Below are 22,504 nucleotides of genomic sequence, written 5' to 3'. Positions count from 1 at the left end.
CGGGTTCGCCTTCTGACGAGGCATTCCGGAATGACGAGTATCGGACGATATGGTCGCACTGCGCGGAAAAGAGATCGACGCCTTCCTCGCCCGCCCCGATGCGGGCCGTCCGATCATCCTGCTCTACGGTCCCGATGCCGGCCTCGTGCGCGAGCGCGCCGACGCGCTGATCGCGTCCGGCGTCGACGATCCCAACGATCCGTTCTCGCTGGTCAAGCTCGACGGCGACGAGCTCTCCGCCGAGCCTTCGCGCCTCGTCGACGAAGCCATGACCGTGCCGCTGTTCGGCGGCCGACGCGCCATCCGCGTTCGCGCCGGCTCGCGCAGCTTTGCCTCCGGCATCGAGACCCTGGCCGAGATGAACGTGAAGGATTGCCGCATCGTGATCGAGGCCGGCGAGCTCCGCCCGGAATCGCCGCTGCGCAAGACCTGCGAGAAAGCCAAGACCGCCGTGGCGATCGGCTGTTATCCCGACACCGAGCGCGATCTTGCCAAGCTGATGGACGACGAGCTGCGTATCGCGAATTTGCGCATCGCGCCGGACGCCCGCGCGGCGCTGATGTCGTTCCTCGGCGGCGACCGTCAGGCCTCGCGTAACGAGCTGCGCAAGCTGACGCTCTACGCCCACGGCAAGGGCGAGGTCACGCTGGATGACGTCATGGCCGTGGTCGCCGATGCCTCGGAGCTGAAGCTCGATCCGATCGTCGACGGCGCGTTTGCCGGTCGGCCCGACATCGTCGAGACCGAGTTTGCAAAGGCGATGATCGCCGGGACCTATCCCGGCGTGATCATCTCGGCCGCGCAGCGCCAGGCCGCGTGGCTGCACAAATCCGCGCTGGCGATTGCAGACGGCACGCCTGCCTCCGCCGTGCTCGACGGCGGCTTTCCGCGCCTGCATTTTTCACGAAAGCCCGCGGTCGAAACCGCGCTGCGCAATTTCAGCCCGGCGCGGCTCGCCGCTGTGATCGAGCAGCTGGCGACCGCCGCCCTCGACACGCGCAAGCAGTCCACCCTCGCCGCCGCCATCGCCCAACGCGCGCTGATGGCGATCGCCGCGAATGCGAAACGGCGGGGCTAGACCTCCGCTCTCTCCACGTCATTGCGAGCGCAGCGAAGCAATCCAGAGTCCCTACGCGGAAAGATTCTGGATTGCTTCGTCGCTTCAGCGCAAAATTGCTTCGCAATTTTGTCGCGAGCTCCTCGCAATGACGCGTGGAGAGAGTGGCGTGAAAATGGCTCTACAGCGCGCCCTTGGCCAGCCGCTTCATCACCTCGTCGAGCTGATCGAGGTTGCGGTAGTTGATCTGCACGGAGCCGCCGGGATCGCGGTGATTGACGGTGACCTTGAGGCCGAGCGCGTCGCTGACGCGCTTCTCCAGATCGATCGTGTCGGGATCCTTCTCCTTGCCCCCGCTGGCGCGCGCCTTCTGCGGCTTGCGCTCCGGCACGCCCTCTTCATGCGCAAGCGCCTCGGCCTGGCGGACGTTGAGACCTTCCTCGACGATGCGCTTGGCGGCGGCGAGTGGATCGGGCACGCCGATCAGCGCGCGGGCGTGGCCGGCCGTCAGCTCGCCGGTCGCGATGAAGGCCTGCACTTCCGCCGGCAGCTTGGTCAGCCGCATCATGTTGGCGACGTGACTGCGGCTCTTGCCGACGACCTTGGCGATGTCCTCCTGGCTGCGTTTGAACTCGTTGGCGAGCGCATGATAGCCCTGCGCCTCTTCCATCGGATTGAGGTCCTCGCGCTGCACGTTCTCGACGATCGCGAATTCCAGCGCATCGCTGTCGCTGATGTCGACCGGGACGATCGGCACCTCGTGCAGCCCGGCCATCTGCGAGGCGCGCCAGCGTCGTTCGCCGGCAATGATCTCGAAGCGGTCCTGCGCGCCTTTCACCGGACGCACCACGATCGGCTGGATCACGCCATGCTGCTTGATGGACTCCGAGAGCTCCTTCAGCTCGGTGTCCGAAAAGGTGCGGCGCGGGTTGCGCGGATTGGCCTTGATGAATTCGATCGGCACCTTGCGCTGCGCGCGCGGACGATCGACGTGCTGAGCCTCGCCGCCGACGTCACCGATCAGACTTGCAAGACCCCGGCCCAGTCGCGAACGCGCTTCGTCGGCCATCGCCAGCTCCCTTGGATTCACGGTGCAGCACTCCAGAACTGAATTTCGAATCGTAGGGTGGGTTAGCGAAGCGTAACCCACCTCCTCTGTTTCCATTGAGATAGACCGTGGTGGGTTACGCCTTCCGCTAACCCACCCTACGGCATTGTCAATGCGTGGTGCGCAACTCGCGCTCGCGCTGGATCACTTCGGTGGCGAGGCGCAAGTAAGCTTCGCTGCCGACGCATTTGAGGTCGTAGACCAGCACCGGCTTGCCGTAGGACGGCGCTTCCGAGATGCGCACGTTGCGCGGGATCATGGTCTTGTAGACCTTCTCGCCCATGAACTGGCGGACGTCGGCGACGACCTGGTTCGACAGGTTGTTGCGCGAGTCGAACATGGTCAGCACGATGCCGTGGATCGACAGGTTCGGATTGAGCGTCGAGCGCACCTGCTCGACCGTCTGCAACAATTGCGACAGACCTTCGAGCGCGAAGAACTCGCATTGCAGCGGCACCAGGATCGCATCCGAGGCCGCCATGGCGTTGACCGTGAGCAGGTTGAGCGAGGGCGGGCAGTCGATCAGCACGTAGGTGTAGTCGGCGTCCGGGGAGACGTTGTTGTTGAGCGCGCCGATCGCATCGCGCAACTTGAAGGCGCGGCCGGGCGTAGTGCCGAGCTCGAGCTCGAGGCCAGAGAGATCCATGGTCGATGGTGCGATGTGCAGCCGCGGCACCGCGGTCGAGACCACCGCCTCGCGCAGGGCGGCTTCGCCGATCAACACGTCGTAGGTCGAGCAGGAGCGGTTGCGGCGATCGATGCCGAGGCCGGTCGAGGCGTTGCCCTGAGGATCGAGATCGACGATCAGGACGCGCTCCCCGATCGCCGCGAGCGCCGTGCCCAAGTTGATCGCTGTGGTTGTTTTCCCCACCCCGCCCTTTTGATTCGCCAGCGCGAGGATGCGCGGATGGCCGTGGGGGACCTCGTCGGTCTTTTGGGCCGTCTGTTCTTGCTGCGGTTCGTCAATCACGCTCATCGCAATTCCCCACTCACCCCTCAACGCCTCAGCTGCGCCGTTCGGCGGCATTGAGCTCCACGATCCAGCCGTCGCCCGTGCGGCTTTGGTGGAGCTGCGGCCGAATATTCCAATATTTAGCGGCTTCGGTCAATTCAGCCTCTACATCTTGACCCTTGGGAAACAACGCTTTTGCGCCCTGGCGCATCAGCGGCTCCGCAAAGCCGATGAGTTGATGTAGCGGAGCCAGCGCACGCGCGGTGACGCAATCGACGGGGCCGGTGATTCTATCCACATTATCCCCGATCTCAGCGAGATGTACGACTCCCGGAGATGTGGTGACGCGGATCGCTTCGCGCAAAAAAGCGGCCTTCTTGGCGATTCGCTCGACCAGATGGACGCTCGCGCCAGACGTGCCGGCCATGGCGCAGGCGAGCACCACGCCGGGAAATCCGCCGCCGCTCCCGAGATCAGCCCACCGTTTTGCAGCCGGTGCGAGATCGACGAGCTGGAGCGAGTCAGCGATGTGCCGGGTCCAGAGGTTTGGCAAAGTCGATGGCGCGACGAGATTGGTCTTGGCCTGCCACTCCCGGAGTAGCGCGATGTAGCGATCAAGCCGCTCCTCGGTTTCACGTGAAACGGGAGCGAGCTTGAGGGCGGCGATCTTGTCCGCGGCGATGATGGAATCGAGCGTCTTGTCGTTGGCTGTGGCCTTGCTGATCTTCGGGCTGGCCGACCCAAGTTCAATTCGCCGCCCAGCACCCTCACCCCCGCCGGGCTGTCGCGATGGCGGTCGATCCCCGCCCGATCCGCGCTGTTTCACGTGAAACGCCTATGCGATTGCTTTGGAAGTCTTCCGTGCCTCGCGGCGGAGATAGGCCGCGAGAATGCCGAGCGCCGCCGGCGTCATCCCGTCGATCCGGCCGGCCTGGCCGACGGTGAACGGTCGTGCCTTCTCCAGCTTGGCGCGCACTTCATTGGAGAGACCGGGAACGAGTTGGTAATCGACATTCGCCAGCACCATGCCCTCGTCGCGCCGGAAGGCTTCGACGTCGGCGCTCTGGCGCTCCAGGTAGACGTCGTACTTGGCGTCGATCTCGAGATGGGTCGCGATGACGGGATCGATGGCCGACAGCTCAGGCCAGATCGCGCGGACTTGGCTCCAGCCGATCTCCGGATAGGCCATCAGCTCGAACGCCGAGCGGCGTTGGCCATCCCGGTTCAGCGACAGCCCGTGCTTGATGGCTTCGTTCGGGGTGATGGTCAGGGACTTCGACAACGTCCGGGCAGCATTCAGGGCGTCCATCTTGGCGCGATGATGTCTGATCCGGGCGCTGCCGACACATCCCAGAGCGATCCCTTTCTCGGTCAGACGCTGGTCGGCATTGTCGGCCCGCAGGGTCAGCCGGTACTCGGCCCTGGAGGTGAACATGCGATAGGGCTCGCTGATCCCGCGGGTGACGAGGTCGTCGATCATCACACCGAGATAGCCGTCGGCACGGTCGAACACTGTGAGCGCGGCACCGCTGGCGGAGAGCGCGGCATTCAGGCCGGCGACAACGCCCTGCCCGGCGGCTTCCTCATATCCGGTGGTGCCATTGATCTGCCCGGCCAGGAAGAGACCGCGCAGACGCTTGGTCTGGAGGGTCGGATCGAGCTCGCGGGGATCGATGTGGTCGTATTCGATGGCGTAGCCGGGACGGACCATCCTCACCCGCTCCAGGCCGGGGATGCTGGCGAGGATCGCGAGCTGGACCTCTTCGGGAAGCGAGGTCGAGATGCCGTTGGGATAGACGGTCGTGTCGTCGAGCCCTTCCGGCTCCAGAAAGATCTGGTGACCGTCGCGGTCGCCGAAGCGGACGATCTTGTCCTCGATCGAGGGGCAATAGCGCGGTCCGGAGCTCTTGATCTGGCCGGAGTACATCGGAGAGCGATGGACATTGGCCCGGATCACCTCATGGGTCGCGACCGTGGTCCGGGTGATCCCGCACTGGATCTGCGGCGTCGTGATCCGCTCGGTCATCACCGAGAACGGCTCCGGCGGCTCGTCGCCGGGCTGCATCTCGACTGCGGACCAGTCGATGGTAGTGCCGTCGAGACGCGGCGGCGTCCCGGTCTTGAGACGTCCAAGAGTGAAGCCGGCGCGCTCGAAGGAGCTGGAAAGGCCCATCGCAGGCGCCTCGCCGACGCGTCCGGCGGGCCAGTTCTTCTCGCCGAGATGGATGAGACCGCGGAGGAAGGTGCCGGTGGTCACGACAACGGCCCCTGCCCGCAGCTCCCGGCCGTCGGCCAGGCGAAGCCCGGACACCCGGCCATCGACTACAACCAGCTCGTCGGCTTCGCCCTCGATGACGGAAAGACCTTCGGTCTGGCGGATCGCGGCCTGCATCGCCGCCGCGTAGAGCTTGCGGTCGGCCTGGGCCCGCGGACCGCGGACGGCCGGACCTTTCCGACGATTAAGAACGCGAAACTGAATGCCGCCGGCATCGCCCACACGGCCCATCAGGCCGTCGAGCGCATCGACCTCGCGGACCAGATGCCCTTTGCCGAGCCCGCCGATGGCGGGATTGCAGGACATCGCGCCAACGGTCGAGAAACGGTGCGTTACCAGAGCGGTCGTCGCACCCATCCGGGCAGAAGCAGCCGCGGCCTCACAGCCGGCGTGACCGCCGCCGATGACGATGACGTCGAAGCTCTCTCGCTCTGTTCGCATGGACGGACTTCTAGCTTAGCGGCGAGAAAGCCGGAAGTAGAAACTCGGGTGAAGTGTTTCACGTGGAACAAGCGCGGTCCAGGTCAGAAGCACTTTCGCGAAAACAACCCCATGCACAGTAGGAGCGGCATCGAGCCATATGGTGTTTCACGTGAAACACGATCGGGAGCTCACAGCGGCAGATGGCCAAGCACACAAGCCTTTATCACGTGCTCCTTGCCTGGTTACCGGAGCTGCGAGACGAACGCGGGCAGCTGCATCATAGGTCAATGCGAGCGCAGCGAAGCAATCCAGAATCTCGCGGCGAAGACAGTCTAGATTGCCTCGCCACAAGGGCTCCTCGCAATGACGAGATTCGAAGCACGGTCGTCGCCCTGACGCTCTCTTCGGGAATCGGAACGGCCGACCGACACGCGCCCCGGCGCAGTTTCACGTGAAACAACTAAAAAGACCACTGCGCGGAACCGGGGTCCCTGTTTCACGTGAAACAGAAGAAATGGAACCAGCGCTAGTTCTACAATGAAGAACTAGCGCTACTTTCCGATGCAGAACTTCTGGAAGATGGCCCCAAGGACGTCCTCGACGTCTACCCGGCCCAAGAGCCGGCCCAAGGCATAGGCGGCCGCCCGCAGCTCTTCGGCCGCGAGCTCCTCACCGTGTTCTACAAGGTCCAGACTCCGGCGCAAGCTGGCTGAGGCCCGGCTCAACAATTCGCGCTGGCGCGCCCGGGTCACCATGGCGCCCTCGGTGGTTCCGAAGAACTCCGAAGCGAATTTCACCAGGGCCTCGACCAGTTCGGGGATGCCGTCGCCCCGGCCTGCCGAGATCCCGAACTCGCTCGGCCTGGCTGCTCCGACCCTGCCGAGATCAATCTTGTTGCGCACGATCCAGACCGAGCCGCCGGACGGAACAGCACCGTCCGCCAATGTCCAGCGCGAGCGCATTGTATCCGGATCGATGGCTTGTCCGCCCTCCACCAGCCACAGCACCAGGTCGGCGTCCTCGGCGCGCGCGCGGGCGCGGCGCACGCCTTCCTGCTCGACCGGATCGTCGGTCTCGCGGATGCCAGCGGTGTCGATGACCGTGACGGGATAGCCGTCGAGATCGAGCTGCACCTCGATGACGTCGCGCGTCGTGCCGGCATGCGGCGAGACGATCGCGACCTCGCGGCGCGCGAGCTGGTTGATCAGCGTCGACTTGCCGACATTCGGCTCGCCGGCGATGGCAACGACAAGGCCCTCGCGCAGCCGTTCAGAATGCCCCTGTGCCGCAAGCACTTTCGTGATTTCGTCGTGAAGCGCTCTGATCGCTTTCACCGCCGGTGCCCTCAGCTCCGCCGGCACGTCGCCTTCATCGGAAAAATCGATGCCGGCCTCGATCAGCGCGGAGGCCTCGATGATGCGCTCGCGCCAGTCGCGCGCGCGGTCGCCAAGCAGGCCTTGCAATTGGCGCAGCGCTTGGCGGCGCTGGCGGTCGGTGTCGGCGTGAATGAGGTCGTCGAGCCCCTCGGCCTCGGTCAGGTCGAGCTTGCCATTCTCGAAGGCGCGGCGCGTGAACTCGCCGGGGTCGGCCGCACGCGTATTCGGGATATCGGAAATTGCAGCGAAGAGCGCCGCGAGCACCGCCCGGCCGCCATGAACGTGAAACTCGGCAACATCCTCGCCGGTGGCGCTGGCCGGTCCTGGAAACCAGAGCACGACCGCATCGTCGATCGGCTGGCCCGCGTCGTCCCGGAGCAGCCGACGGCTCGCCTGTCGCGGCGCCGGCAGCCGGCCCGCAAGCGCCGTCAGCACGAGGCCTGCTTGTGGGCCGGAGACGCGGACCACGGCGATCGCGCTCGGCGCCCGGCCGGATGACAGCGCAAAAATGGTCTGGTCTCGCGGATGCATGTCCTATTTGTCCAGCCGCTGCCGAAAACGCAAACATCCGATTGCTGCGATCAAGCTATGGCACTTTGCTGCACCAGGTTCCGCGGTAAATCGTATATTGCGATGCAACATAACCGCGCAATTTTGCAGCAGATTGCCTGAGCATCGGCGGAGAGGCCGACAAAAATCCACGATTAGTGCTATATATCAATGGATTAAGTAGACACGCAGATCGGGCATCGGCTGCCACTCATGCTGCACCTTCGCTGCAGCAAAGCCGCAACAAAAAGGGGCGCCCGAAGGCGCCCCAGAATTCTTTGTTGCAGTGCACTCAGGTGTTCATGGAGTCGAAGAACTCCGAATTGCTCTTGGTCGAGCGCAGCTTGTCGAGCAGGAAGTCGATCGCGTCCATCGTCCCCATCGGATTGAGGATGCGGCGGAGCACGTACATCTTCTTGAGCACCTGCGGATCGGTGATGAGTTCCTCCTTGCGGGTGCCGGAGCGCGAGATATCGATCGCCGGGAAGGTGCGCTTGTCCGAGACCTTGCGGTCCAGGATTAGCTCCGAATTACCGGTGCCCTTGAACTCTTCGAAGATGACTTCGTCCATGCGGCTGCCGGTATCGACCAGCGCGGTCGCGATGATGGTCAGGGAGCCGCCCTCCTCAATGTTGCGGGCCGCGCCGAAGAAGCGCTTCGGACGCTGCAGCGCGTTGGCGTCGACACCGCCGGTCAGCACCTTGCCGGATGACGGCACCACGGTGTTGTAGGCGCGGCCGAGGCGCGTGATCGAATCGAGCAGGATCACGACGTCGCGACCGTGCTCGACCAGGCGTTTTGCCTTCTCGATCACCATCTCGGCGACCTGGACGTGGCGCACCGCCGGCTCGTCGAAGGTCGAGGACACGACCTCGCCCTTCACCGAGCGCTGCATGTCCGTGACTTCTTCCGGACGCTCGTCGATCAAGAGCACGATCAAATAGCATTCGGGGTGATTGTGCGTGATCGAATGCGCGATGTTCTGCATCAGCACGGTTTTACCGGTACGCGGCGGTGCCACGATCAAGGCGCGCTGGCCCTTGCCGATGGGCGCGACGATGTCGATCACGCGTGCAGACAGGTCTTTCCGCGTGGGATCGTCGATCTCCATGCGGAAACGCTGATTCGGAAACAGCGGCGTGAGGTTGTCGAAATTGACCTTGTGCTTGGCCTTTTCCGGATCCTCGAAATTGAGCGTGTTGACCTTCAGCAGCGCGAAGTAGCGCTCGCCCTCTTTCGGGCTGCGGATGTGACCTTCGATGGTGTCGCCGGTGCGCAGGCCGAAACGGCGGATCTGCGAGGGCGACACGTAGATGTCGTCAGGACCCGGCAGATAATTCGCGTCGGGCGAGCGGAGAAAGCCGAAGCCGTCGGAGAGAACTTCGACGACGCCCTGGCCGACAATATCGGTCTCGGCGAGCGCCAGCTGCTTGAGGATGGCGAACAGCAGCTCCTGCTTGCGCATGGTGCTGGCATTTTCGACCCCATTCTCCTCCGCGAACGAGACGAGCTCGGCCGGCGTTTTGGACTTGAGGTCTTCGAGTTTGATTTCCCGCATTGGGGTGGTCCTGTGGGGTAACCTGAAAAGAAGGGGGTGCGAGGAGGCTCTGAAATGCGGACGCGAGCAGGTGCAGGTAAGGTCCGCAGGTCTGGCAAGGTGAACGCCGGTGAGGCTTCAATCCTGATGCGGGGTCCGGCCTCTGGAAGGCTCGGACACAACCACATCCGCCTGCGTTGGGTGGGATATCGATAATATAGAAAATCGCCTAGCGCTCCGCAAGCCGAAGCGCTGAGCGAATCGTCGCGCAGTTTGCCTAGAACGGCTTCACGATCACCATGATAACGATGAAAATCATCAGGACGGTCGGCACCTCGTTGATAATCCGATAGAATTTCTGGCTTCGCGGGCGGCGATCGGCGGCGAAATCCTTGACCCAGCGTGAAAAATAGCCGTGGACCGCCGAGAGCACCAGGACCAGTGCCAGTTTGACGTGCAGCCAGCCGAACGAGAACCAATGGCCGGACCAGGCGAGATAGAGCCCGGCGAGCCAGGTGACCATCATCGCGGGGTTGATGATCGCCTTGAGCAGCCGGCGTTCCATCACCTTGAACGTCTCCGACTGCTTCGAGCCGATTTCGGCCTCGCAGTGATAGACGAACAGCCGCGGCAGGTAGAGCATGCCGGCCATCCAGGAGATGACGGCGATCACGTGCAGCGCCTTGATCCAGAGATAGACGTCTTCGAACATTTTCGGGGGTCCGGCTTGCTGCCCAGCGCGGGGAACGCTGGGGATAGTAAGAACCCGTTAAGGTCTTACCCCGCACACATATCCCTCTGTAGCGCCTTCCTCAAATCTAGAATCTTAGATTCTTAAGGTTTGAGTCTATGTGACCGTGGATTGGACTCACGCAATTCCGTCCGCGCGTTCACGCGCGCTTGTTCACATCCATCCACATATTCCGGACAGCCTTTGTCGACTTCCGATAAGTCAGCCGGCTTCAAAGGCTTGCGCGATTGTATCGGCAGCTTATCAAGGGACTTGTCCGCGCAATCCCGCTTCCCTCTCGGCGGGGCGTCGGATTTGTCCTGACCGGCAGCGGTGTGAAGAAAATCACGCCTTGTCCCGCCCCTGGTGTCGCACATCCCTTTCCGAGAGGTTAAGCTCCACAGAAATCCACAAACCGCCCCAACGAAATTCAAAGGGTTTTTGTGCCGACCTCGAACAATTATTTCCATCTCCACCTGGTCTCGGACTCCACGGGTGAGACGCTCATCACCGTGGCGCGCGCGGTCGCGGCCCAATACGCCAACGTGACGCCGGTCGAGCACGTCTATCCGCTGGTGCGCAGCCAGAAGCAGCTCGACCGCGTGCTTGATGAGATCGAGGAAGCGCCAGGGATCGTGCTGTTCACGCTGCTCGAGAAGGATCTGGTCGCCAGACTCGAGGATAAGTGCAAGCAGATCAATGTTCCGAGCCTGTCGATCATCGGACCGGTGATGCAGCTGTTCGAGGCCTATCTGGGAGCAGCGACCACCGGCCGTGTCGGCGCCCAGCACGTGCTCAACGCGGAATATTTCAAGCGCATCGATGCCTTGAACTACACGATGATCCATGACGACGGTCAGCATGTCGAAGGTCTCGACGAGGCCGACGTGGTACTGGTCGGGGTGTCCCGGACATCGAAGACGCCGACATCGATCTATCTCGCCAATCGCGGCATTCGCACCGCCAACGTGCCGCTGGTGCCGGGCATTCCGGTGCCCCCGCAATTGGAGACGCTGACGCGGCCGCTGGTGGTCAGCCTGCACGCGACGCCGGAACGCCTGATTCAGATCCGGCAGAACCGCCTGCTGTCCATGGGCGCCGAGTCCAGCAGCGGTAGCGATACCTACACCGACAAGCAGTCGGTCACGGAGGAGGTCGCGTTCGCGCGCAAGCTGAGCGCCAAGCATGACTGGCCGCTGCTGGACGTCACGCGCCGCTCCATCGAGGAAACCGCGGCGGCGATCATGAAGCTGTATAGCGATCGCCAGCGCAACCGGCCGTCCGAGTAAGTGTCGCCGATGAGTCTGTGGCGCGGCAAAAGTCCGTTGATCCTGGCCTCGCAAAGCAGCGCGCGCAAAATGCTGCTGGCCAATGCCGGGCTCGAATTCGAAGCCGTCACCGCTGATATCGACGAGCGTGGCATCCAGGCCGCGTCAAAGCTCTCCAACCCGCGCGAGATCGCCCTGCTGTTGGCCCGCGAAAAGGCCAAGGCTGTTTCTGCCTGTTATCCCGGACATTATGTGATCGGCGCCGACCAGACGCTGGCGCTCGGGAGCCGTCTCTTCAACAAGCCGGCAGGCCGCACCCAGGCGCTGGCGCAATTGCGCGATCTCGCCGGTCAGACGCACGAGCTGAATTCCGCCGTCGCCGTGGCGCAGGATGGCAGGATCCTCTTCGAGGACGTTTCCGTGGCGCGCATGACCATGCGGGGAATGAGCGAAGCCGATCTTTCAGCCTATCTCGACGCCGCGGGCGACGCTGTGACCAGAAGCGTCGGCGCCTATCAGCTCGAGGGCCTCGGCATCCATCTGTTCGAGCGCATCGAGGGCGACCATTTCACCATTCTCGGCCTGCCGCTGCTGCCGCTGCTTGCGTATCTGCGCAGCGAGCAGCTAATTGCGGTGTAGATGCGAGAGAAGGCTGGGTGCTGATGCGAATTCTCGGACTGACCGGCTCGATCGGGATGGGCAAATCCACCACCGCGACATTGTTCGCGGAGGCCGGCGTCCCCGTCTACGACGCCGATGCCGCCGTGCATCAGCTCTATGAGGGCGAGGCCGCCCCCGCGATCGAGGCGGCCTTCCCCGGCACCACCGCGAATGGCAAGGTCGACCGGCAAAAGCTGTCGGCGCGTGTCGTGCACGATCCCGCCGCGATCAAGCAGCTCGAGCAGATCGTTCATCCCATGCTCGGCGCTTCCCGGCAGAAATTCTTTGCCGACGCCGAGGCCGCCAAGGCGCCGGTCGTGGTGCTGGACATCCCGCTGCTGTTCGAGACCGGCGGCGAGAAGCGGGTCGATGCCGTGGTCGTGGTCTCGACCTCGCCCGAGCTGCAGCGCGAGCGGGTGCTGGCGCGCGGCACGATGGACGAGGCCAAGCTCGATGCCATCATCGCCAAGCAGATGCCGGATGCCGAGAAGCGCAAGCGGGCCGATTTCGTAGTGGATACCTCACACGGACTTGACCCCGTGCGGGCCCAAATCGCGCACATCCTGGCCGAGGTCGTTAAGATGCCGCAGCGGCGGACCTGATTCGCCGCCTCACACGGCTTCCAAGAGACATGCGCGAAATCGTCCTCGACACCGAAACCACCGGCCTCGATCCGCTGCGCGGCGATCGGTTGGTCGAGATCGGCTGCGTCGAGATCTTCAATCGCATGCCGACCGGACAGACGTATCACGTCTACATCAACCCCGAGCGGGACATGCCGGCGGAAGCGTTTGCGGTACACGGATTGTCGTCCGAATTCCTGGCGACCAAGCCGTTGTTCCACGAGGTCGCCGACGACTTTCTCGCCTTCATCGGCGACGCCCCGCTGGTGATCCACAACGCCTCGTTCGACATCGGCTTCATCAACGCCGAGCTCGACCGCATCAAGCGCGCTGCGATCCCGCGCGAGCGCCTGGTCGATACGCTGCTGCTGGCGCGTCGCAAGCATCCCGGCGTGTCCAACCGGCTCGACGATCTCTGCTCGCGCTATTCGATCGACAATTCACACCGTACCAAGCACGGCGCGCTGCTGGACGCCGAGCTGCTCGCCGAGGTCTATGTCGATCTGGTTGGAGCGCGGCAGTCGCAGCTGCTGCTGGCCTCGGACGCCGAGGAGATCAGGGTCAATAGCGCCGGCGATGCGCCGCGGCGGCAACGCCCGGTGCCGCTCGCGCCGCGGATTTCCGAAGCCGAGCGCGAGGCCCATCGGGCCTTCATCGCAACGCTCGGCGACAAGGCGATCTGGAACGAGTACCTGCCCGCTCCAGTCGCGCTGGCGGCGGCTCAGGCCTGACCGGCCTGTCCGCCCTGAGCGGCCATTTGCCGCTCCATGTTCTGGCGGTAGAGACCGACGAAGTCGACCGGATCCAGCATCAGCGGCGGGAACCCGCCATCGCGCACCGCCGTCGCAATGATCTCGCGTGCGAACGGGAACAACAGGCGCGGGCACTCGATCATGACCAGCGGGTGCAGGTTCTCCTTGGGCACGTTGACGATCCGGAACACGCCGGCATAGGCGAGCTCGAACGAGAACATCACTTTACCGGCGGTCTCGGCTTTGCCCTCGACCGACAACGTCACCTCGAATTCCTGTTCATTGAGATTGTTGGCGTTGACGTTGATCTGGATGTTGATCTGCGGCGGCTGGCTCTGCGGCTGCAGCGAGCTCGGCGCGTTGGGATTTTCGAACGAGAGGTCCTTGGTGTATTGCGCCAGCACATTGAGCTGGGGAGCCTGGGCCGCCTCGGGAGGGGTACCGTTACCGTTGGTCATGAAAGTGTCTCCTTACCCGATTGGGGCTGAATTTCGCGGCGGTTGGCTAACATAGGGCCGGCTCGTTCCACAAGGACGAACGGTCCCGGACCGGGAATTCGGGCCGCAATCGCGCCTTTGACGTTCCTCCTGCCTTTTCCGCGAAATTTCGCCTTAAACGATTGAAGATGCGCCATTTCCGGGCAGGATCGGGTTTCCCCTTAAGCATAAAACGCGCTACACTTGGCGCTGTGCCAAAAGGCGCCATTGGCCGGGCCAGATTTCGTGCCTACATCCCACGGACCTGACGTGGACCCAAAATGGTGATGTAGACTTGCCGTTTCCGTAAGGAACGGTCTACTGGCCGGATTGATTTTCCCGGCAACGAGCCCTGCAAAGACCAGAAAGCGAATACGACGTGGACATCTACACCATCATATTCCTGGCGCTGGCCGTCTTCATCTTCTTGCGGCTGCGTAGCGTGCTGGGGCAGCGCACCGGCAACGAGCGGCCGCCGTTCGATCGCACCGCCGCCCGCAACGCGCTCGGAGGCGCCCAGGACAACAACGTCGTGACCATGCCGGGCAAGGTGATCGACCAGGCCCCGCTGGCGCCGACGGCCGAGCCGACCGCGCCGGCCGATCGCTGGAAGGGGCTGACCGAGCCGGGCACGCCGCTGGCGCAGGGTCTCGATGCTATCGTCGAGAAGGATTCCAGCTTCGACCCGCGCCATTTCCTCTCGGGCGCGCGCGGCGCCTACGAGATGATCGTGCTGGCCTTCGCCAATGGCGACCGCCGCGCGCTGCGCGATCTGTTGTCGTCGGACGTCTATGACAGCTTCGACGCCGCGATCAAGGAACGCGAGAAGAACGAGCAGAAGACCGAGACGCGGTTCGTGTCGATCGACAAGGCCGAGCTCGTCGGCGCCGAGTTGCGCGATCGCAGTGCGCAGCTCACCGTGCGCTTCGTCTCGCAGATGATCTCGGCCACCCGCGACAAGGCCGGCAACATCGTCGACGGCAGCGCCGACACGGTCGCCGATATCACCGATATCTGGACTTTCGCCCGCGACACCTCCTCTCGCGATCCGAACTGGAAGCTGGTTGGCACCGGAAGCGCGAATTAAGATCTTCCTGAAGAACGGCGCGACGGCGCTTTGCGCAGCCGCCGTCGCGCTGTCGTCGTTTTCGCTCGGTGCCGAGGCGGCGCGGCGTCACCATCGCAGCCACCACCATCTGCCGCGAACGCCTGCCGCTCCGCCGCGGGCCTTGCCCTATCCGCAGCTCACCCTGCCGTTCGAAATTCCCGGCGCGCAATATCTGCCGCTGGCCTGGGCGGACGTGAAGGGGTGGGGCGACGACAATCATCTCGCCGCGTACAAGACCTTCCGCGCCAGCTGCAAGCCGATCAATGCGCAGAACGGCGAAGCCAAGGCCGAGCCCAAAGCTTTGGGCACCTCGCTGGGCGAGCCCTGCCGGATTGCCAAAACCCTCGACCTCGCCGACGACGGCAAAGCGAAAGCCTTCTTCGAGGAGAATTTCACGCCGCTGCGGATCTCGCGGCTCGGCGAGCCCGAAGGCTTCGTCACCGGCTATTACGAGCCGGTGCTGGAGGGATCGCGAACGCCGACCGATGTCTACAACGTGCCGGTCTATCGCCGTCCCTCGAACTTGTTTGTGCGCGGCTACAAGCAGGATGCGCTCAGCCTGCCCAACAAGGGCCCGGTCTATCGCAAGATCGGCCGCCGCAAGCTGGTGCCCTATTACGACCGCGGCGAGATCGAGGACGGCAAGATCGCCGGCCGGGGGCTCGAGATCGCCTGGCTAAAGGATCCGACCGATCTGTTGTTCGCGCAGATCCAGGGCTCGGCCCGCATCAAGTTCGACGACGGCAGCTCGGTTCGACTCAATTACGACGCCTATAACGGCTATCCCTACACGGCGGTCGGCCGCATCCTGATCGAGCGCGGCATCATCCCGAGAGAGGAGATGTCGATGCAGAAGATCAGGGAGTGGATGGCGCAGAACCCCGACGGCGCCAAGGAGCTGCGCCGCGCGAACCGCGCCTACATCTTCTTCCGCGAGGTCAACCTCTCCGACAAGGACGAGGCGGTGGGCGCGCAGGGGATTCCGCTGACGGCGGGACGCTCGATCGCGGTCGACAAGGCGCTGCATGTCTACGGCACGCCGTTCTTCATCGAGGGCGAGCTTCCGATCGAGTCAGAACGCGCCAAGACGCCGTTCCGCCGGCTGATGATCGCGCAGGACACCGGCTCTGCCATCATCGGGCCCGCACGGGCTGATCTGTTTTTCGGCGCCGGCGCGGATGCCGGCCGTGTCTCCGGCCGGCTGCGCCACCCCATGCAATTCGTGATGCTGGTGCCGAAGAGCCTCGATCCCGCCCCGCGCGCCGCGAAGCTGCCGATCCCGGACCCCAGGCCCGCCGAGAAGATCGCAAAGCTGTTTCCGCAGACCGATCCGGCAAAGACCGGCACGCCCGTCGCCGCGGCGGCGCAAGGCAAGACCGAAACAGTCGCCGTCGCCGGCCCGGTTCCGCTGCCGGTGCCGCGTCCCGCGATCGAGCCTGCCCCTGAGCCGCGCCGTCCGGCAAAGAATCGTCCTCATCGCCCGCAATGAAACGGCCGTCCCGTCCGCCCGTGCTGGAGCCTCGCCCCTCGCCGCGCCGTCGCGCGCTGAGCGAGGAGGAGCGCGAGCTGTGGGATCTCGTCGCAAAGCATGTCAAGCCGCTGCGGAAGCATCGCGCGGCCAAGGCGCATGCTACCCCGCGCGCCGAATCTTCGCCCGGGTCCCAGGTGACGAGGACTTCGCCACCGTCAAGGCCGGTTGCCGCTGCACCGGCGCCGCGCGCTGCAAAGCCGTCGATTCCGCCGCTAGCGCCGCTCGGCAAGCGCGAGCGAACCAAGCTGTCGCGCGGCCGCAGCGAGATCGAGGCACGGCTCGATCTGCACGGCATGACTCAGATGCGCGCCCATCGCGCGCTGGCCGGCTTCCTGCACCGCGCCCATCAGGACGGCCTCACCTTCGTGCTCGTCATCACCGGCAAGGGACGCAGCGGCGGCGAAAGCGGCGTGCTCCGCCGCCAAGTGCCGGAATGGCTCAGCCTGCCGGAATTCCGCGCCTTCGTGGTCGGCTTCGAGGAAGCCGCGATCGGCCACGGCGGCGAGGGGGCGCTGTATGTGCGGATCAGGCGGGCGAGAGGGTAGCAGTCTCGGCGCATGCGGCTTCCCTTGCCTCTCCCGCTTGCTGGAGAGGCCGACGCGCGAAGCGCGCGGGTGAGGGTTCTCTCCTCTTGGGGAATCCCTCTGCGGAGACACCCTCTCCCCAACCCTCCCCCGCAAGCGCAGGGCAATCGCATATGACTTGTGGCGGCGGTCTGCGCGCACGGCTCGTCCTTCGAGACGGCGCTGACGCGCCTCCTCAGGATGAGGCTAATCGGTGTCAGTGCCCGTTGAAACTGCTGCCGCGCACTCCGACCTCATCCTGAGGAGCCCGCCTCAAGCGGGCGTCTCGAAGGATGGCCGCAGGGAAAATCTCAAATGCGATAGCCCTGCCCGCAAGCGGGTGAGGGAGCTCACCTTCTCTGAGGCTGGGTCTACCTCTAAAACGGTCGGATGATTCCGACGCGTGGGATCAGCGTGAGGATCAAACCGAAAATGTTGGTCTTGCGATCCTCCGCCGGAATCAGCGCAGCTTCCTGCTTGGCCGGCAGCATCTTCACCGCGTGCAGGATCAGGAACATGCAGACCGCCCAGTTCGAGATCCAGCGTGAATAGTCGAACACCATCGCGAACATCACGAGATAGGCGACACTGATGCCGACCAGTGCTGCGATGACGAGCCGCTTGTGCAGATCGCTGGCGAGCGCGCCGATCAGGCTGGCAAAGAAGCGCCACAGCGGCGCGTGCAGCCAGATCAGAGCTGCGAACACGGGCACGCCGAGGATGTTGTGCGGCAGGCGGCCCCAGGTGTCGGCAACCTCCTTCGCCAGCGGCTGGTACCAGATGTAGGCAAATTGCAAGAGGTCGATGCGCGCAGGATCGGCCATCCGGCTTTTGAGATAGGCGACGAAGTCCGCTTCGGGGACCGGCATCGTTCCCAGAAACTGCGCGGCGAAGAACAGCGCGGAGACAATGGCGAGAGCGACCCCGCCGAAGACAACATTGCTGCGGTCACAACCGTAAGCAAGGTAATGCCGGATCACGACGATGGTGATGATCGTCGGCACGTACATCAAGAGATGAATGTGGTGGATCAGCACGAGAACGATCGAGAACAGCGCAGCCGTCGCCACGAAGACCAGCGAGCCCGCCGGCATCAGCAGCAGGATGATCGCCAGCGCGCAGCCATAGATGTCGAAATGGCCGAGCGTGTGCATGAAGTTCTTCAGGAAGAACGGCGAGCCCGCGGTGAAGACGAACAGCGGCAGCGTTTTCGCGGAGAAGCCGAACGTGTTCTGGAAGAGCCTGGCATAGAGGCCCAGCGTTGCAAGCCACGTCGCCCCGCCGAGCGCGAACACCAGCCATACCGGCACCTTGTCGGTGAACAGCGCGACGATTGCCCCGATCAGCGCGCGCTTGATGAAGCCAAAATGATAATCGACCAGGAGGTGGATGTAGGGGACGTAAGGCGGCAGCTGGATCTTGTGAATGAGCACGCCGACGATGACCGCCGCGTTGATCGCGAGCAGGAGCCGCCAGGGATTTTGCAGGATGCGTACGGTCACGCCGCATCAATAGCGTGACCGCTCCGAATCACAAAATGAAGCGGCTCAGATCCGCATTCTTGGCGAGGTCGCCGATGTGCTTTTGCACGTAATCCGCATCGAGCCGGACCGTCTCGCCGTTGCGGTCGGGGGCGGTGAAGGAGATCTCGTCCAGCACCCGCTCCATCACGGTCTGCAGCCGCCGGGCGCCGATATTCTCGACCGTTGAATTGACGGCAACCGCAATGTCGGCCAGCGCATCGATGGCGCTGTCGGTGATGTCGAGTGTCACGCCTTCGGTCTGCATCAGGGCGACATATTGCTTGATCAGCGAGGCCTCGGGCTCGGTCAGGATGCGGCGCATGTCGTCGCGGGTCAGCGCCTGCAATTCGACGCGGATCGGCAGGCGGCCCTGCAATTCCGGCAAGAGGTCGGACGGCTTGGCGACGTGGAAGGCGCCGGAAGCGATGAACAGGATGTGGTCGGTCTTGACCGCGCCGTGCTTGGTCGAGACCGTGGTGCCCTCGATCAGCGGCAGGAGATCGCGCTGCACGCCCTCGCGCGAGACGTCGCCGCCGACCCGGCCGTCGCGGGCGCAGATCTTGTCGATCTCGTCGAGGAACACGATGCCGTTGTTCTCGACCGCGCTGATCGCCTCGAGGGTCAGTTGCTCGGTGTCCAAGAGCTTGTCGGATTCCTCGTTGACGAGGATCTCGTGCGAGCTCTCCACCGTCAGCCGGCGCGTCTTGCTGCGGCCGCCGAGCTTGCCGAAGATGTCGCCGAGCGAGATCGCGCCCATCTGGGCGCCCGGCATGCCCGGAATCTCGAACATCGGCATGCCGCCGCCCGACGACTGCGTCTCGATCTCGATTTCCTTGTCGTTCAGTTCGCCGGCGCGCAGCTTCTTGCGGAAGGATTCGCGCGTCGCCGAGCTCGCATTGGCGCCGACCAGCGCATCGAGCACGCGCTCCTCGGCGGCAAGCTGGGCGCGCGCCTGCACGTCCTTGCGCTTTCGCTCGCGCACTTGCGCGATTGCGACCTCGACGAGATCGCGGATAATCTGCTCGACGTCGCGGCCGACATAGCCGACCTCGGTGAACTTGGTCGCTTCGACCTTCAGGAACGGCGCATTCGCGAGCTTGGCGAGTCGCCGCGCGATTTCCGTCTTGCCGACGCCGGTGGGGCCGATCATCAGGATGTTCTTCGGCAGCACCTCCTCGCGAAGTGAGCCTTCGAGCTGTTGCCGGCGCCAGCGGTTGCGCAGCGCGATCGAGACGGCGCGCTTGGCGTCGGCCTGGCCGACGATGAAACGGTCGAGTTCGGAAACGATTTCGCGGGGCGAGAAGTCTGTCATGTCTGCTTAGCTAGGGCGGGAGACGGCCAAGGACAAGCCGCATTTTGGGTCAGATGATCGGCGGGCCGGATTGCCACTGCTTCACGGCATCGATCGGATGGATCAGCATCAGGATATTGAGCGTCAGATTGTCGCGAATGTGGAGCGCCAGCACGATCTCGAAGGCGATGCCGAGCAGCACGGTCGCGGTGACAGGCAGCGCGCGAGCGGCCAGGAACCCCAAGATCATGGCCAGATTGTCCGAGACCGAATTGAGGATGCTGTCGCCGTAATAATCCAGCGAGATCGTGCCGGCGCGGTAGCGCTCGATGATGAAGGGCGAGTTCTCGACGATCTCCCAGGCGCCTTCGATCAGCATCGCGATGATCAGCCGTGCGGGCCAGGAGAGAGGCAGCAAGGGTAACCGCGCGAACAGCAGCCAGGTCAGGCCGTAGAACAGGAAGCCGTGCAGGACGTGTGAGAACGTGTACCAGTCTGCAATCTGCTGAGAATTCTCCGAGCTGTTCACCACGCCGTGCCACAGCTTGATCGTGCCGCAGGCGCAGATCGGCACCCGCCCCATCGCAAGCAGGATCCCCGCCTGCAGCGCCAGCAGCAGTAGCGCGATGCCGGCCCAGGCGAGCGGTGGGAATGTGGTCTTGGCGGCGGGGCTTGCGGCGAGCGTCATGGGTCTCGGATCATCAGGAGTGCGGGACCATCGGGCGTGACGATCTCGTGCTGCGGCACGAAGCCAGCTTTCTCATAGGCACGAATCGCGCGCGCATTGGAAGGACTCGGGTCTATCACGATGCGCGGCACACCGCGCGCGAAGAGCTGGTCGATGAAGGCGCGGATGAAAGCGGAGCCGTGGCCGCATCCGAGCATGTCGGCCTCGCCGATGAACTGATCGAGGCCGCGAGTGCCCACGGGCTGCGGGCCGAAGCTGATATGCCAATCGCCGAGCCGGTAGCACTGCAGGTAGGCGAAAGGCCGGCCGTCAAGGCTGACGATGAACTGCGCCAGGTCAGGATGATCGAGGTCGCCGCCGACGAATTCAAGCGTCTCCGGATCATGCCACCATTCGGCGACATGCGGTGCGGCGAGCCAGCGCCGGATCAGCGGCATGTCGGCCGCGGTCATGGGGCGGAAGGTGTAGCTTTGCGTCATCTAGCGCCCACAGCGGTGCTGCTCTCCCTCTCCCGCTTGCGGGAGAGGGTGTTTCCGCAATGGGCCAATCCCCCAGAGGGAAGAGCCCCCACCCGGCGCTTCGCGCCGACCTCCCCCGCAAGCGGGAGAGGTTGCACCGACCGTGCGGAGAGGCACTCGGACAAATGACCCCTCCGCCCTACCCCGTAGCCAGGCTCTCGATCGTCAGATTCCGGTTGGTGTAGACGCAGATGTCCGCGGCGATGTCCAGGGAGCGGCGGACGATGGTCTCGGCGTCCTTGTCGGTGTCGAGCAGGGCCCGGGCCGCCGCCAGCGCGTAATTGCCGCCGGAGCCGATCGCCATCACGCCGGCCTCGGGTTCGAGCACGTCGCCGGTGCCTGTCAGCACCAGGGAGACGTCCCTGTCAGCCACGATCATCATGGCCTCCAGCCGCCGCAAATAGCGGTCGGTGCGCCAGTCCTTGGCGAGCTCCACCGCCGCCCGGGTCAGCTGCCCCGGATATTGCTCGAGCTTGGATTCGAGCCGCTCGAACAGCGTGAAGGCGTCAGCCGTGGCGCCGGCAAAGCCGCCGATCACGTCGCCCTTGCCAAGCTTGCGGACCTTCTTGGCATTGGACTTGATTACGGTCTGGCCGATCGAGACCTGGCCGTCGCCGCCGACCACCACCTTGCCGCCCTTGCGGACCGTTAGAATCGTGGTGCCGTGCCAGCCCGGCGAGCTGTTCTGGGAGTCCTGCATGAATGATCCTCGTTGTCCGGCCTGATTTAGGCGGTCGGGACCAATGGCACAACGGGCCGTTCCGGGCCGAATTCGCTCACCATAGGCAGAAGTAGAGGTCCGGCCGGCCGTTCCCGCAGTAGCGAAGGTGTCATTTGGCTGTTAAGAGACTGGCGTTTTCGGCTCCCTAGCTAGGATGAAAGCCAGCTTTCAATGCGCACCGCGACGATCAAGCGCAAGACCAAGGAAACCGACATCGAGGTCTCCGTGAACCTCGATGGCACCGGCGTGGCCAATATCGCGACCGGCATCGGCTTTTTCGACCATATGCTCGATCTCCTCGCCCGCCATTCCCGCATCGACCTCACGGTCAAGGCGGTGGGCGATCTGCACATTGATTATCACCATACCACCGAGGACACCGGCATCGCGCTTGGCCAGGCGGTCAAGCAGGCGCTCGGCAACATGGCGGGTATCACCCGCTACGCCGGCGTGCACATGCCCATGGACGAGACGCTGACGCGCGTGGTGATCGACATCTCGGGCCGCCCGTTCCTGGTGTTCAAGGCCGACTTCCCCCGGCACAAGATCGGCGAGTTCGACACCGAGCTGGTGCGCGAGTGGTTCCAGGCTTTTGCCATCAACGCCGGCGTGACTCTCCACGTCGAGACCCTATATGGCGATAACAGCCATCATATCGCCGAGTCCTGCTTCAAGGGTCTGGCGCGGGCGCTGCGCACGGCCGTGGCGATCGATCCGAAGGCGGCGGGCGAAATCCCGTCCACCAAGGGCTCGCTCGGCGGCTGACATCTTCCGT

22 protein-coding genes are annotated in these 22,504 nt (G+C 64.1%); 9 read left to right on the top strand and 13 right to left on the bottom strand.

Features of this window, described 5'->3' with window-relative positions:
- Positions 1-49 precede the first annotated feature (49 nt).
- The gene (holA, locus tag I6F37_RS26430; protein ID WP_036024285.1) at positions 50-1,078 is read left to right on the top strand and encodes a DNA polymerase III subunit delta; all 1,029 of its coding nucleotides are present in this window, start codon (positions 50-52) and stop codon (positions 1,076-1,078) included.
- 160 nt (positions 1,079-1,238) lie between these two features.
- Here the strand turns inward: holA and I6F37_RS26425 are convergent, their stop codons facing one another.
- The 7 genes from I6F37_RS26425 to hemJ all read right to left on the bottom strand — a co-directional run bounded on the left by I6F37_RS26425 (position 1,239) and on the right by hemJ (position 9,989).
- Positions 1,239-2,126, bottom strand: a complete 888-nt coding sequence (locus I6F37_RS26425; RefSeq protein ID WP_036024286.1) for a ParB/RepB/Spo0J family partition protein — start codon at positions 2,124-2,126, stop codon at positions 1,239-1,241.
- Positions 2,127-2,274: 148 nt separating this feature from the next.
- Positions 2,275-3,141 (bottom strand): ParA family protein, encoded by an 867-nt coding sequence (locus I6F37_RS26420; protein WP_025033064.1) that lies wholly within the window; start codon positions 3,139-3,141, stop codon positions 2,275-2,277.
- Between the two features lie 28 nt (positions 3,142-3,169).
- Complete coding sequence (rsmG, locus tag I6F37_RS26415; RefSeq protein WP_225128102.1) at positions 3,170-3,802, bottom strand: 16S rRNA (guanine(527)-N(7))-methyltransferase RsmG; 633 nt, start codon at positions 3,800-3,802, stop codon at positions 3,170-3,172.
- A gap of 150 nt (positions 3,803-3,952) precedes the next feature.
- Positions 3,953-5,833 carry a tRNA uridine-5-carboxymethylaminomethyl(34) synthesis enzyme MnmG gene (gene mnmG, locus I6F37_RS26410; RefSeq protein WP_225153130.1) on the bottom strand — a complete coding sequence of 627 codons (1,881 nt, stop codon included), beginning with the start codon at positions 5,831-5,833 and terminating at the stop codon, positions 3,953-3,955.
- Between the two features lie 533 nt (positions 5,834-6,366).
- The gene (gene mnmE / locus I6F37_RS26405; protein WP_225127972.1) at positions 6,367-7,722 is read right to left on the bottom strand and encodes a tRNA uridine-5-carboxymethylaminomethyl(34) synthesis GTPase MnmE; all 1,356 of its coding nucleotides are present in this window, start codon (positions 7,720-7,722) and stop codon (positions 6,367-6,369) included.
- A 310-nt stretch (positions 7,723-8,032) separates the two neighbouring features.
- Positions 8,033-9,298, bottom strand: a complete 1,266-nt coding sequence (gene rho / locus I6F37_RS26400) for a transcription termination factor Rho (RefSeq protein WP_008133567.1) — start codon at positions 9,296-9,298, stop codon at positions 8,033-8,035.
- Between the two features lie 256 nt (positions 9,299-9,554).
- The gene (gene hemJ, locus I6F37_RS26395; RefSeq protein WP_036003118.1) at positions 9,555-9,989 is read right to left on the bottom strand and encodes a protoporphyrinogen oxidase HemJ; all 435 of its coding nucleotides are present in this window, start codon (positions 9,987-9,989) and stop codon (positions 9,555-9,557) included.
- A 461-nt stretch (positions 9,990-10,450) separates the two neighbouring features.
- On the opposite strand from hemJ, the gene I6F37_RS26390 reads away from it, so the two are divergent.
- From I6F37_RS26390 to dnaQ, 4 genes are read left to right on the top strand one after another with little or no spacing between them, the layout of a single operon-like run.
- A complete protein-coding gene (locus tag I6F37_RS26390; protein ID WP_036003121.1) occupies positions 10,451-11,296 on the top strand; it encodes a pyruvate, water dikinase regulatory protein in 846 nt (281 codons plus the stop codon).
- A 9-nt stretch (positions 11,297-11,305) separates the two neighbouring features.
- Positions 11,306-11,914, top strand: a complete 609-nt coding sequence (locus I6F37_RS26385; RefSeq protein WP_036024366.1) for a Maf family nucleotide pyrophosphatase — start codon at positions 11,306-11,308, stop codon at positions 11,912-11,914.
- A 23-nt stretch (positions 11,915-11,937) separates the two neighbouring features.
- Positions 11,938-12,537, top strand: coding sequence for a dephospho-CoA kinase (coaE, locus tag I6F37_RS26380; protein ID WP_225153172.1), 600 nt, complete (start codon positions 11,938-11,940; stop codon positions 12,535-12,537).
- A 29-nt stretch (positions 12,538-12,566) separates the two neighbouring features.
- Complete coding sequence (gene dnaQ, locus I6F37_RS26375) at positions 12,567-13,289, top strand: DNA polymerase III subunit epsilon (protein ID WP_036024295.1); 723 nt, start codon at positions 12,567-12,569, stop codon at positions 13,287-13,289.
- On the opposite strand, the gene secB is transcribed toward dnaQ, so the two are convergent.
- Positions 13,280-13,768, bottom strand: coding sequence for a protein-export chaperone SecB (gene secB / locus I6F37_RS26370; RefSeq protein WP_109141965.1), 489 nt, complete (start codon positions 13,766-13,768; stop codon positions 13,280-13,282). The genes dnaQ and secB overlap by 10 nt on opposite strands.
- Before the next feature lie 397 nt (positions 13,769-14,165).
- Between secB and I6F37_RS26365 the strand changes: the two genes are divergently transcribed.
- The 3 genes from I6F37_RS26365 to I6F37_RS26355 are packed head-to-tail and all read left to right on the top strand — an operon-like array spanning position 14,166 to position 16,970.
- The gene (locus tag I6F37_RS26365; protein WP_036044972.1) at positions 14,166-14,873 is read left to right on the top strand and encodes a Tim44/TimA family putative adaptor protein; all 708 of its coding nucleotides are present in this window, start codon (positions 14,166-14,168) and stop codon (positions 14,871-14,873) included.
- A complete protein-coding gene (locus I6F37_RS26360; protein ID WP_225153128.1) occupies positions 14,851-16,383 on the top strand; it encodes a murein transglycosylase A in 1,533 nt (510 codons plus the stop codon). The genes I6F37_RS26365 and I6F37_RS26360 overlap by 23 nt, the downstream gene beginning before the upstream one ends.
- The gene (locus tag I6F37_RS26355) at positions 16,380-16,970 is read left to right on the top strand and encodes a Smr/MutS family protein (protein ID WP_036003140.1); all 591 of its coding nucleotides are present in this window, start codon (positions 16,380-16,382) and stop codon (positions 16,968-16,970) included. Before I6F37_RS26360 ends, I6F37_RS26355 begins: the two co-directional genes overlap by 4 nt.
- 395 nt (positions 16,971-17,365) lie before the next feature.
- On the opposite strand, the gene I6F37_RS26350 is transcribed toward I6F37_RS26355, so the two are convergent.
- From I6F37_RS26350 to hslV, 5 genes are all read right to left on the bottom strand, one after another.
- Positions 17,366-18,490 carry a hypothetical protein gene (locus I6F37_RS26350; protein WP_225153126.1) on the bottom strand — a complete coding sequence of 375 codons (1,125 nt, stop codon included), beginning with the start codon at positions 18,488-18,490 and terminating at the stop codon, positions 17,366-17,368.
- A gap of 28 nt (positions 18,491-18,518) precedes the next feature.
- Positions 18,519-19,823 (bottom strand): ATP-dependent protease ATPase subunit HslU, encoded by a 1,305-nt coding sequence (hslU, locus tag I6F37_RS26345; protein ID WP_225153124.1) that lies wholly within the window; start codon positions 19,821-19,823, stop codon positions 18,519-18,521.
- A 49-nt stretch (positions 19,824-19,872) separates the two neighbouring features.
- The gene (locus I6F37_RS26340; RefSeq protein WP_225153122.1) at positions 19,873-20,490 is read right to left on the bottom strand and encodes a DUF2585 domain-containing protein; all 618 of its coding nucleotides are present in this window, start codon (positions 20,488-20,490) and stop codon (positions 19,873-19,875) included.
- The gene (locus I6F37_RS26335; RefSeq protein WP_225153120.1) at positions 20,487-20,969 is read right to left on the bottom strand and encodes a GNAT family N-acetyltransferase; all 483 of its coding nucleotides are present in this window, start codon (positions 20,967-20,969) and stop codon (positions 20,487-20,489) included. The genes I6F37_RS26340 and I6F37_RS26335 overlap by 4 nt, the downstream gene beginning before the upstream one ends.
- A gap of 178 nt (positions 20,970-21,147) precedes the next feature.
- On the bottom strand, positions 21,148-21,708 hold the full coding sequence (hslV, locus tag I6F37_RS26330) for an ATP-dependent protease subunit HslV (RefSeq protein WP_036003154.1): 561 nt from the start codon (positions 21,706-21,708) through the stop codon (positions 21,148-21,150).
- Positions 21,709-21,900: 192 nt separating this feature from the next.
- Here hslV and hisB point away from each other — a divergent pair, with 192 nt between their 5' ends.
- Positions 21,901-22,494 carry an imidazoleglycerol-phosphate dehydratase HisB gene (gene hisB / locus I6F37_RS26325; protein WP_036044988.1) on the top strand — a complete coding sequence of 198 codons (594 nt, stop codon included), beginning with the start codon at positions 21,901-21,903 and terminating at the stop codon, positions 22,492-22,494.
- Positions 22,495-22,504 lie beyond the last annotated feature (10 nt).

The sequence above is a fragment of the Bradyrhizobium sp. NBAIM08 genome (assembly GCF_020193935.1).
GTDB classification, from domain to species: domain Bacteria; phylum Pseudomonadota; class Alphaproteobacteria; order Rhizobiales; family Xanthobacteraceae; genus Bradyrhizobium; species Bradyrhizobium yuanmingense.
The sequence above is the reverse complement of the archived record's forward strand: the minus strand, read 5'-3'. Positions and strand labels throughout refer to the sequence as shown.